Origin of the sequence: Falsiroseomonas sp. (genome assembly GCF_051860665.1) — a bacterium.
Taxonomy (GTDB): Bacteria; Pseudomonadota; Alphaproteobacteria; order Acetobacterales; family Acetobacteraceae; genus Falsiroseomonas.
The window spans coordinates 290,987-302,001 of record NZ_JBHYDM010000002.1 but is presented as its reverse complement, the minus strand read 5'-3'; the positions used below and the strand labels follow the sequence as shown (position 1 = coordinate 302,001).

Sequence of the window (11,015 nt, the reverse complement as noted above, 5' to 3'; positions counted from 1 at the left end):
CCGGCTGCCGCCATGGCTGGGACGAAGGGACGCAGGATGAACAAGGCCGTTTCGCAGGTCTCCATCAGCGTGGCGCCGGAGGCCGAGGAAGTGCCGCGGGTGCTTGACGCCATCGAGGGATTCGCGAGCGGGATCAGCCTGACGGCGCGCGTCGCCAATCGCCTTTCCGTAGTGGTCGAGGAGCTGCTGGCCAATGTCGCGATGCATGCCCAGGGCGCGACGCAGGTCGGCATCAAGGTCGCGCTGATGGGGGATGCGCTCGAGGTGACCGTCGAGGATGATGGTCCCGCCTTCAATCCGACGCTCGGCGAGATCCGCACCGTCGACGAGGATCTGGACAATGCCGTGATCGGCGGCCTGGGCCTGAGCCTGGTCCGGCAGATGAGCTCGTCGCTGACCTATGAACGCAGCGACGGGACCAACCGGCTGACGGCGGTGCTCACGCTGCAATGACACTGCGCCGATGACAGGCACCGACGACACCGTTCATCGTCATCGCGCCGATAATATTGTTTCGATGTAACGGTGTCGACGACACTTGAAAAATCGGCTCGCGTGCCATGCCAGCTGGCCCCGCCCTGAATCGCCTGCCGGAATGAATCACGAGCACGTGAAGCCTCGCCACGACGTTGCGCGATCGGAAAACAACCCTGGCGCGAGTCATTCCTGAACGGCATAGTCCCATCGAGCCCGAGGGACACTCGCCGCTGAACGGGCCTCCGGTCGGAAGAGTCGCTGCCTCACGCAGGCTTTTCCCAGGACCGACGCGACCCGGCGGGGCAATGGAATGGAGGCGACGAAACCGTGAGCATCAGTTTTGAAGAGCTGCCCCAGAAGATTGCGGCGCGGGCTGCGAACAACCCCGAGTTCCGCGCCGAGTTCATGGCCGATCCGAAGGCCGCCTTCGCGAAGTACACGGACCTCACCCTGCCGCCCGAGCTCGAGATCAAGGTGCATGAGCAGAAGCCGGGCCAGCTGCATTTCGTTCTTCCGCCGGTGGTCCCGACCGGCAAGCTGAGCGACGAGGATCTGGAGCGCGTCGCCGGCGGGGTCGAGATCGGCTTCACCATCGCCTCCGCGATCATCAGCGGGATCTCCTTGTCGGTGACGGCCGTGAGCGCGGCCAATGACGCCGAGGATTTCTGGTAAGGGTCGCCCCGCCAGCTTCGGCCTGGCGAGAACGGAAGCGACGACGGGATCGGTTGATCGCGACCGGCGATCAACCGTTTCGTGTCGCTCAAGTCACGATCGGCCGTGGACGGAAGCGCGGTCCGCGAAAAGGCGCGCGGATGGTGCGCCAGGCCTAGTGCTGGTGATGCCGGGGATGCGCTCTCGCTCGCTCGGCCGGAGGGGATGCGTGCCCGGGCTGCACGGTTGAACGATCGCATGGCAGAAGCAGGAAACGGCGGTGGCAGAGCGGGCGCAGGGCGACACGCTTTTCCGAAGCGCGGCGCTGGACCGGGTCCATTCACCCGACCAGCTCGATCGTGTCCTCAAGGTCACGGGCCGGGGCGAGTGGATGGGCGTGCTGGCCATCTTCTCCCTCATCGCGACCCTGCTCGGCTGGGGCCTCTTCGGCTCCGTCGCCACCACCGTGGCCGGCCAAGGGCTGATGGTGCAGGAAGCCGGCGCCGTCTCGCTCGCCATCGCGCCGAGCGGGGGCGTGCTGACCCGTCTCCTCACCACGGAGAATGCCCGCGTCGAGGCGGGTGACCTGCTGGCCGAACTCTCCCGACCCGACCTCGTGGAGCAGATCGCGAGCTTCCGCGCGCTGCTGGAGGCGCGCGAGGCGGATGTCGAACGCGTGCGCGCCGATGCCGGACGCGCCGCCACCTTGCGCGCCTCGTCCCTGGGACGGCAGCGCGCGGCGCTGGATTCCAAGCTTGAATCGGCACAGGCTTCCGCCGCCTTCCTGCGCGAGCGGGTGCAGGGCGAAAGCCGCCTGCAGGCGCAGGGCTTCACCACGCGCAACCAGGTGCAGCAGACGCGCAACCAGCTGAACCAGGCGCAGCTCGACATCGCCGATACGCTGGCGCGGATCGCCGATCTCGATGCGCAGGCCGCCGCCAGCGAGGCACAGGACCAGGAACGCATCGTGCAGGCCGAGCGCGCCGCCCTCGATGCCCGCCAGCGCCTGCGTGAGCTTGAGGTGCAGGCGCTGTCCGCCACCCGCGTCACCGCACCGCTCAGCGGCAGGGTGGTGCAGATCAACGTCCGCCCCGGCGCGCAGATGAATGCCGGTGCCGAGATCCTGGCGATCGAGGCCGGACGCGGCGGGCTGCAATTGCTGCTGTTCCTGCCGCCGCGCGAGGCGCGCACGGTGGTCCCCGGCATGGCGGTGCGCGTCGTGCCGACGACGGTGCAGCGCGAGGAGTTCGGCAATATCCTGGGCGAGGTCGAGGACGTCTCCGACTTCCCGCTCAGCGAGCAGGGGCTGCGCGGCTTGTTGCAGAACGAGGCCCTGGCCCGCACCTTCATGCGCAACGGCGCGCCGCATCGCGCGCGCGTGCGGCTGCTGACCGACCCTGCCCAGCCCGGCCGCCTGCTCTGGACCTCGAATCGCGGCGCCGAGGTGCTGGTGGATGTCGGCATGTTGGCCGATGCGCTGGTCGAGGTGCGGCGGCAGGCGCCCATCACGCTCGTGATTCCCCTGCTGCGTCGCTACACCGGCCTCGAATGACGACCGCCGCGGCAGCGCCGGCCAAGGCCTGGCCGCGGTCGGCCCCGCGCCGTCGCGTGCCCTCGGTCCTGCAGCTCGAAGCCACCGAATGCGGCGCGGCGTCGCTGGCGATGGTGCTCGGCGGCTATGGCCGCTTCGTGCCGCTGGAGGAGTTGCGCGTGCTGTGCGGCGTGTCCCGCGACGGCTCCAAGGCCTCCACCCTGCTGCGCGCCGCGCGGGGCTTCGGCCTCGAGGCCGCGGGCTATCGGCTGGAGCCGGAGGAGCTGCCGCAGCACGGCTATCCGCAGATCGTGCACATGAACTTCAACCACTTCATGGTGCTGGAAGGCATCGATCCGCGCCGTGACCGGGTCTTCCTGAACGACCCCGCCGGCGGCCCGCGGGTGATGAGCCTGAAGGAGTTCTCCGACGCCTTCACCGGCGTGACGCTGACCTTCACGACCGGGCCCGGCTTCGCGCCGGGCGGCCGCAAGCCCAGCCTGCGTGGCCGCTTCGGGCCGCTGCTCGGCAGTTCCCGCGGCGCATTGCTCTTCGTCGGCCTGATCGCGCTGGCGCTGATCGTGCCGGGCATCGTCCTGCCGGCCTTCACCCGCGTCTTCATCGACGAGGTGCTGATGGCGAACCGCGACGCCTGGCTCACACCGCTGCTGATCGGCCTGGTGCTGACCGCCCTGTCGCGCTGGGGGCTGAGCTGGGCGCAGCAGGTGATGCTGGCGCGGCTCGAGATGCGGCTGGCCATCACCTATTCGGCCCGCTTCGTCTGGCACCTGCTGCGGCTGCCCTCGGGCTTCTACGCACAGCGCCACCCCGGCGACCTCGTCAACCGCGTCACCGCGAATGACCGCGTGGCGACGGCGCTGTCCGGCCCCCTGGCGGCGGCGGCGGTGGGCTTCCTGCAGATCGCCTTCTTCATGGCGGTGATGCTGACCTACGACCCCGTCCTGGCGCTGATCGTGGCGCTGCTCGCCATGGTGAACGTGCTGGTGCTGCGCGCCCTCGACGCAAGCCGGGAGATGGCCGCCAAGCGCCAGGTGCGGGAGGCGAGCATGCTCGCCGCCGTCGCCTCCTCGGGCCTGCAGCAGCTCGAGAGCCTCAAGGCCTCGGGGGCGGAGGACCAGTATTTCGCGCGCTATGCCGGCAGCCATGTGCGCACCCTGGCGGCGGCGCAGGAAGGTGGGCGGCTCAACGTGGTGCTGACCTGGGTGCCGGAGGCGCTGGGCGCGCTGACGGTCGCGGCCGTCACGGCCTATGGCGGGTTCCTGATCATGCAGGGGGCGCTGACCGTGGGCGGGCTGGTCGCCTTCCTGCAACTCACCGGCAGCCTGCTGGAGCCGATCCGCCACATCGTCACCTTCGGCTCCTCCGTGCAGGTGGTGAAGGCGGACCTGGCGCGGATCTACGATGTGCAGGACCAGGCGCTGCTGCCCGAGCTGGCCGGGGAGGAGACACCAGAGCAGGTGCCGGAGCAGGTGCCGGAGCAGGTGCCGGAGCGGGTCCCGGAGCGGGTGCCGGAGCAGGAGCCGGTGACGGTCCCGGCGCCCGCCATCCAGCCCGGCCGGCTGCGCCTGACCGGGCGGGTGGAGGCCGAGGCGATCACCTTCGGCTACAATCGCAGCGAGAAGCCGCTGATCCAGGCGCTGAGCTTCACCATCGCGCCGGGCCAGTGGCTGGCCCTCGTCGGCGGCTCGGGCAGTGGCAAGTCCACCGTGGCGAAGCTGGTCGCCGGCCTCTACCAGCCCTGGGAGGGCGAGATCCGCCTCGACGGCATCCCGCGGCCGGAGGTGCCGCGGCGGCGCGTCTTCGCCTCGGTGGCGACGGTGGACCAGGAGATCTTCCTGTTCGAAGGCACGCTGCGCGAGAACCTGACCATGTGGGACCCCACCGTGCCCACGCCGCTGTTGACCCGCGCCCTGGCCGATGTCGGGCTGCTCGACGTGGTGGCGATGCGGCCCGGCCGGCTGGATTGCGCGGTGGCGGAAGGCGGCACCAATTTCTCCGGCGGGCAGCGCCAGCGGCTGGAGATCGCCCGCGCCCTGGTGGGCGAGCCCAGCCTCCTCATCCTCGATGAGGCGACGGCCGCGCTGGATCCGGTCGCGGAGCTCCAGGTGATGAAGGCACTGCGCCGGCGGGGCTGCGCCTGCCTGGTGGTGGCGCACCGGCTGTCGACGGTGCGCGACTGCGACGAGATCATCGTGCTGGCGGCCGGCCGTGCGGTGGAACGCGGCAGCCATGCCGCGCTGATGCGGGCCGAGGGGGCCTATGCCCGCCTCGTCGGGGGGCACTAGCCATGGCCGACGACCCGCATCCGATCGTCATGCCCGAGACCGGCTGGGCGCCGGCGATGGCCGCCTACAACGACCCGCTGCAGCTGGATGACCCCTTCGCCCCCTATCGCATGGAGGCCGGTACCGGGACGCTCTTCCTGCAGGCGCTGCGGGATGGCCAGCCGAGCGGGGCAGCCGTGCCGCTGCTCGACCTCGGGCCCGGGCAGTTCGGCTTCGGCATGCCGGCCCTGGAGGATCCGGCGGAGCCTGGCCTGGTCCACGCGGTGCGCCTCGCCGCGCCACCCGATGCGGCGGTTGCGCGCGGCCCCCGGCTCTGGGACCTGCCCGCGGACAGGCGCGCGGAGGCGCTGGCCGGCTGGGTGCGCGGCTGGTGGGATGCGCTGGCGACCTTCACCGGCATCGCCGGCACCAACCTGCTGACCGCCCAGGCCGAGCCGGTCGTGCTCGCGGCCGGCCGCCGGGCCATGGGGCGCGAGGGACGGCTGGTCTGGGTGCGCCTGCTCGCCGGGGCGGCCGAGCTGCAGGGGCTTCCCGGCCGCCCGCTGGTGCTGGAGCCGGACGGGACACCCGTGGCGCTGGCGGGCGCCGTGCAGGTGGTGACCGGCCCGCGCGGCGCGACGCTTGCCGTGCAGGACACGGCGACGCTGCTGGACGGCCCGCGGGCCATGGCGGAGGCGACGCTCCTCGCCTTCAGCCAGGCCGCGATGCGGCTGACGCTGGAACAGCAGCAGCTGCGCGAGGCGCGGATCGCGACGCGCGAGCAGCACCGCGCCGCCAGTGCCACGCGCCGCTTCATCGGCGCGCTGGAGGGGCTGGGCAGCATGCTGCGCGGCCGGCCGGCGGAGGAGCCGCCGGAGCGGGACGATGCCCTGCTCGGCGCCTTCCAGCGCGTCGCGGACGCCATCGGCATCGCGCGGCGGATCGTGGCCCCGCCACCCGTCGCCACCGGGCGCGCGGCGAACGAGGACCCGATGCAGCGCCTCGCGCGCAGCAACGGGCTGCGCAGCCGCCGTGTGCAGCTGGAGGCCGGCTGGCAGCGGGGTGGCGGGCCGGCGATGGTGGGCTTCCGCGGCAAGGACGATGTCATCCCCGTCGCGCTGCTGCCTTCCGGCCGCGGCTATGTCGCCGTCTCCCCCCTGACCGGCAGGCGGGAGAGCGTGGATGAGACGCTGGCCGCGGAGATCGCCCAGGCCGCGGCCTACCTGCTCTACCGCCCCCTGCCGCGGGAGGCGCCGGACGCCACCACCCTGTTCCGCTTCGCCCTGTTCGGCCGGCAGCGCGACGTGGCCGCCGTGCTGGCCGCCGGGCTGCTGGTGGGCCTGCTGGCCATGGCCCCGCCCTACCTGACCGGCACCATGCTCAGCACCGTCATCCCCATGGCGGACCTGCCCACCCACCTGATCCTGTCCCTCGGGCTCTTCGTCGTGGCGCTCAGCCAGTTCGCGCTGCATCTCGTCCAGGGGCGCGCGATGCTGCGGCTGCAGTTGCTCATGGACCACGACGCCCAGGCCGCGATCTGGGACCGGCTGCTGGCGCTGCCCTCCAGCTTCTTCCGCGGCACCACCGTGGGGGACCTGTCCGACCGCGCCAATGCGGTCTCGGAGATCCGCTCGGTGGCGGCGACGGCCTCGGCGGAGGGTGCGCTGGGCGCGGCGACCACGGTGTTCAGCCTGGCGATGATGTTCTGGTATTCCTGGGAGCTCTCGCTGGTCGCGCTGGGGATGCTGGTCGTGCTGATCCTGGTGACGGGGGCGCTGACCAGCGCGCAGGCGCGCCGGCACCGCAACCTGCTGCGCCTGGCCGGGCGGATGGAGGGGATGCTGCACCAGCTGGTCTCCGGCATCTCCAAGCTGCGCACCTCGGGCGCCGAGAAGGCCGCCTTCTGGCGCTGGGCGCAGGCCTTCCGGGCCCAGCGCAGCGAATCCTTCGCGCTGCGGCGGCTGAAGGGCGCGCAGGTCGCCTTCAATGCGGGTTTCGCGGGCCTGTGTACCGCCGCGGTGCTGGCCTATGTCGGCCTCTCCCTCCTGCCCGCGACGCGTGAGGCGGATTCGCTGGAGGTCTTCGACGTGGCCGCCTTCATCGCCTTCAACGCCGCCATGGGCCAGCTGTTTGCGGCCTCGCTGCGGGTCGCCGCCGTGGCGGGGCAATTGGCCGCGGTGCGGCCCCTGTTCGAAAGGCTGCGCCCCGTGCTGGAAGCGATTCCGGAGGCGCGGGAGGGTGGGCAGGATATCGGCGCGATGACCGGGGCGCTCGAGCTGCGCAATGTCAGCTTCCGCTACGCGGAGGGCGGCCCGCCGGTGGTGGACAACGTCTCGCTCACCTTCCAGCCGGGCGAATTCGTCGCCATCGTGGGCGCCTCGGGTTCCGGCAAGAGCAGCCTGCTGCGCCTGCTGCTGGGCTTCGAGAAGCCGAGTTCGGGCGCCGTGCTGGTGGATGGCTACGACCTGGCGACGCTCGACCTGGTGTCGGTCCGCCGGCAGATCGGCACGGTGATGCAGGATGCGAGACTCGGCGCCGGCACGATCCTCGACAACATCGCCGCGGCCAATCGCCTGACCACGGCGGAGGCGCTGACGGCGGCGAAGCAGAGCGGACTGACCGAGGATCTGCGCCAGCTGCCGATGGGCCTCTACACGGTGCTGCCGGAGGGTGGTGGCACGCTGTCCGGCGGGCAGCGGCAGCGGCTGCTGATCGCACGCGCCTTCGCCCAGCGCCCGCGCGTTCTGATCTTCGACGAGGCGACCAGCGCGCTCGACAACCGCACGCAGGAGATCACGATCCGCGCGCTGGAGAGCCTGCAGATCACGCGCATCGTGGTCGCGCATCGGCTGTCCACCATCCGCAATGCCACGGTGATCCACGTCATCCATCGCGGCCGCGTCGCCGAGAGCGGGTCGTTCGACGAGCTGATGGCCAAGGGCGGCCTCTTCGCCGAGCTCGCGCAGCGCCAGCTGGCCTGATGTCGGATGCCGGGCGGTTCCGGCCGGTGGCTGGACAGGGTGGGGGACGGGTCCCTGGCGGATGGGGTGGGATTCGAACCCACGGTGGGCGTGAACCCACGGCGGTTTTCAAGACCGCTGCCTTAAACCACTCGGCCACCCATCCGGCGAGCGGAGCCTAGCCCAGACCGCTGCCGCAGGGAATCACCCGGCCAGGGCCAATTCCCCGATGAAGCCCAGGACCGTGTCGATATGCGTCGGCCAGTCCGGCGCCTCCCACCCCGCCAGGCGGCGCAGCTGGGCCTCGCGGCGGGGGGCCTGGGGGATGGCGTAGTCCTGCACCGCGGCGAGCCAGGCGGGCAGGTCGAGCGGGTCGAGGAAATCGGGCACCGCGCCGCCGATCTCGCGATGCGCCGCGATGTCGCTGCAGAGCACCGGCGTGCCGCGGGCCAGGGCCTCCGCCACCGGCAGGCCGAAGCCCTCGACGAAGGAGGGCATCAGCAGGGCGCGCGCCTGGTCCATCAGCCCCGCCACCACGGCATCGGAGACGCCGCCGAGCTCCATCACATGCGGCCGCAGCCGGGCGCAGCGGTCCAGCAGGTCCAGCACCTGTTCATTGTCCCAGCCGCGATTGCCGACGATCACCAGCTTCGGCACAGGGCCGGTCGCGGTCTCCTCCACCAGCCGCCGCCACAGATGCAGCAGCATCAGGTGGTTCTTCCGCGGCTCGATGGTGCCGAGGCAGAGGAAGAAGGGCAGGCCGCGCAGCGCCGGGGGCAGGGCCGCCGCCTGGCGCGGCGCGACTCCGAGCGGCGCGGGCAGCAGCGGCAGGCCCGGCGGCAGCAGCGGGGCGAGGCGGGCTGCGGTGGCGGCGGAATTGGCCACCACGGCGCTGGCGTGGCGGGTGATGGTCGCCATGCGCCGCTGGTGCCGCAGCGTCTCCGCCTTCCCCACGTATTCGGGCCAGTCCAGCGGGATCAGGTCGTGCACCAGCGGCACCAGGCGCGCGCCGCTGCGCGCCAGCATCCGCGCCACCGCCGCGGTCTGCGCCAGGGGGTGGTGCGAGACATTGAGATAGACCGGCGGCAGCGCGCCGGCGGCCGGCCTCGGCAGGGGGCGCAGCCGCGCGAGGCTGCCGGTGAACAGTGCCAGCGCCGAAGGTGCCAGCCCGGCCAGGGTGCCGGCCTGCCAGGCGGGGCCCACGGCGCGCACCAGCGCGGCGGTGCGCGCCTGCGGCAGCAGGCCGAAGCCGCCGCGATAGTCGTAGGCGACGAAGCGCAGCCGCTCGCCGGCCTCCATCAGCAGATGTTCGGCATAGGCCAGCTCAACCCGGTCCACGCCGGTCAGCGTGCCGCGGAAGACGCGCCACAGCAGGCGGGAGAGGTCGAGCCAGATGGGCGGCTGCGCGCTGGCGCGCCATGCAGGGCGCGCGGGCGGGCGGGGGGGTGGCGGCGGCGCGACCGGCGCGTCCAGCAGGCCCAGCGCGGCGGGCGTCATGCGCGGCACCCGGCAAGCTGCGGCGATGAGCCAATCTCAAAAATACTACAATTTTTGCGAATCATGACCGACATCTTGTCGCCAGGGTTGAACATCGTCGGGCCCACACTCTTGCAAAGCGTTGACGCAAAGGTGTATTGATCTACCCTGAGTTGCTGAACAAACGCAAACAGGAACGCGCAGGCTGTGCACATTGCAACCAAAACGCGTCACTCGGCTCATCGGATGACGCAGCGCCCGCGCCTTGCGATCGTCAGCACCTATGACGAGCTCTGCGGAATTGCGGGCTATACCAGGGCCTTGGAACAGCAGTTGCGCGACAGCATGGCGGTTCAGGTCTTCGACCTCGACCAGTATCTGCTCCGCAGCAACCACCATCGCGTGCAGCAGCTGGGTGATGCGCACATCCAGGAAATAGCGTCGCGTCTCTCGGATTTCGACAGCGTCAATCTCCAGCTCGAACACGGCACGCTCGGCCGGACCGTGCCGCAGATCCTGCGCCGCCTGCGCATGCTGGCGCGCGCGGCGCCGGCGCTTTCGGTCACCTTCCACACCATCCTGGATGAGGCGGTGCCGCCCATGGGGCAGGTCTGGCAGCAGGCCGCGCGCCTGAAGCTCGGCGCCGCCACCGCCGCGGCGCTGGATGGACTTCGGTCCTGGACGCTGGCGCATGGCGTCTATGCGGAGCTGCGCCGGCAGCAGCGCCGCAAGCCGGTGCATGTCATCACCCATACGCGGCGCGACATGCGCCTGCTGCGGGACGTGCATCGGCTGGCCGATGTGCATCACCACCCGCTGTCCTTCGTGCCGCCGGAGACCGCCGCCGCCATCCGCGCCGCGGCGACGCGCGACGCCTTCCCGATGATGAAGCGCCTGCCGCCGGGCGCGAAGCTGATCGGCACCTTCGGCTTCCTCTCGCCCTACAAGGGCTTCGAGACGGCGGTGCAGGCGCTGCGCTACCTGCCGGAGGATCACCACCTGCTGGTCTTCGGCGGCATCCATCCCCAGGCGATCGCCCGCAACCAGCCGCGCGACCGCTACATCACGCAGCTGCTGCAGGAAGGCCATATCGGCCAGAGCGTGATCGACACGCTGCGCGAAGGCAGCGCAAGCACCAGCCTGGCGCTGGATGGCTCCGCCGCGCAGCTGCTGGCGCGGCACCCGCAGGACCTGCACGACCGGCTGCATTTCATGGGCGTGCTGGACGATGCGCAGTTCATGACGGCCATGGCGCTCTGCGACACCGTCGTGCTGCCCTATCTCGAAGTCGGCCAGTCCAGCAGCGGGCCCATCGCCATGGCGGTGGAGATGGGCTGTCGGGTCATCGCCTCGCGCACCCGCGCCTTCCTGCAATTCGCCCGCTACCATCCGGGTCGCGTCGAGTTCTTCGATATCGGCAACTTTGCCGAGCTTGCCCGGCGGATCGAGGCCGGGCCGCCGCCGCCGGCCGAGCCGCGCGGCCCGGTGCATGACACGGCGAGCAATGCCGCGCTCTACCTCCGGGTCAGCCTGCCGCCGGGCATGCTGCCGCCCGAGGCGGCGGTGGCGGAGGCCGAGCCCTTGAGCGCCGCCCCGCAACGCGCCGAAACCGTCGGCTAGCGGGAAGGGCGCAGG

7 protein-coding genes and 1 tRNA gene are annotated in these 11,015 nt (G+C 71.3%); 6 read left to right on the top strand and 2 right to left on the bottom strand.

Going from position 1 to position 11,015, the window contains the following annotated elements:
* Positions 1–36: 36 nt before the first annotated feature.
* The 5 genes from ACTIF1_RS03200 to ACTIF1_RS03180 all read left to right on the top strand — a co-directional run bounded on the left by ACTIF1_RS03200 (position 37) and on the right by ACTIF1_RS03180 (position 7,925).
* On the top strand, positions 37–453 hold the full coding sequence (locus ACTIF1_RS03200; RefSeq protein WP_439594921.1) for an ATP-binding protein: 417 nt from the start codon (positions 37–39) through the stop codon (positions 451–453).
* Positions 454–804: 351 nt separating this feature from the next.
* Positions 805–1,149 (top strand): NHLP leader peptide family RiPP precursor, encoded by a 345-nt coding sequence (locus ACTIF1_RS03195; protein WP_439594920.1) that lies wholly within the window; start codon positions 805–807, stop codon positions 1,147–1,149.
* 259 nt (positions 1,150–1,408) lie between these two features.
* On the top strand, positions 1,409–2,680 hold the full coding sequence (locus ACTIF1_RS03190) for an NHLP bacteriocin system secretion protein (RefSeq protein ID WP_439594919.1): 1,272 nt from the start codon (positions 1,409–1,411) through the stop codon (positions 2,678–2,680).
* On the top strand, positions 2,677–4,965 hold the full coding sequence (locus ACTIF1_RS03185) for an NHLP family bacteriocin export ABC transporter peptidase/permease/ATPase subunit (protein WP_439594918.1): 2,289 nt from the start codon (positions 2,677–2,679) through the stop codon (positions 4,963–4,965). Before ACTIF1_RS03190 ends, ACTIF1_RS03185 begins: the two co-directional genes overlap by 4 nt.
* A 2-nt stretch (positions 4,966–4,967) precedes the next feature.
* Entirely contained in the window at positions 4,968–7,925 is a 2,958-nt protein-coding gene (locus tag ACTIF1_RS03180) for an NHLP bacteriocin export ABC transporter permease/ATPase subunit (protein ID WP_439594917.1), read from the top strand.
* A gap of 55 nt (positions 7,926–7,980) precedes the next feature.
* On the opposite strand, the gene ACTIF1_RS03175 is transcribed toward ACTIF1_RS03180, so the two are convergent.
* Positions 7,981–8,070: transfer RNA gene (locus ACTIF1_RS03175), tRNA-Ser, on the bottom strand.
* A gap of 38 nt (positions 8,071–8,108) precedes the next feature.
* The gene (locus tag ACTIF1_RS03170; protein WP_439594916.1) at positions 8,109–9,401 is read right to left on the bottom strand and encodes a glycosyltransferase family 4 protein; all 1,293 of its coding nucleotides are present in this window, start codon (positions 9,399–9,401) and stop codon (positions 8,109–8,111) included.
* Positions 9,402–9,626: 225 nt separating this feature from the next.
* Between ACTIF1_RS03170 and ACTIF1_RS03165 the strand changes: the two genes are divergently transcribed.
* Positions 9,627–11,000, top strand: coding sequence for a hypothetical protein (locus ACTIF1_RS03165; RefSeq protein ID WP_439594915.1), 1,374 nt, complete (start codon positions 9,627–9,629; stop codon positions 10,998–11,000).
* Positions 11,001–11,015 lie beyond the last annotated feature (15 nt).

What these genes read in the sequence shown, in the direction of transcription:
- ACTIF1_RS03185 (WP_439594918.1), top strand. Translation starts at nt 2,677, where the DNA reads ATGACGACCGCCGCGGCAGCGCCGGCCAAGGCCTGGCCGCGGTCGGCC.
- ACTIF1_RS03180 (WP_439594917.1), top strand. Translation starts at nt 4,968, where the DNA reads ATGGCCGACGACCCGCATCCGATCGTCATGCCCGAGACCGGCTGGGCG.
- ACTIF1_RS03170 (WP_439594916.1), bottom strand. Translation starts at nt 9,401, where the DNA reads ATGACGCCCGCCGCGCTGGGCCTGCTGGACGCGCCGGTCGCGCCGCCG.
- ACTIF1_RS03165 (WP_439594915.1), top strand. Translation starts at nt 9,627, where the DNA reads ATGACGCAGCGCCCGCGCCTTGCGATCGTCAGCACCTATGACGAGCTC.
- ACTIF1_RS03200 (WP_439594921.1), top strand. Translation starts at nt 37, where the DNA reads ATGAACAAGGCCGTTTCGCAGGTCTCCATCAGCGTGGCGCCGGAGGCC.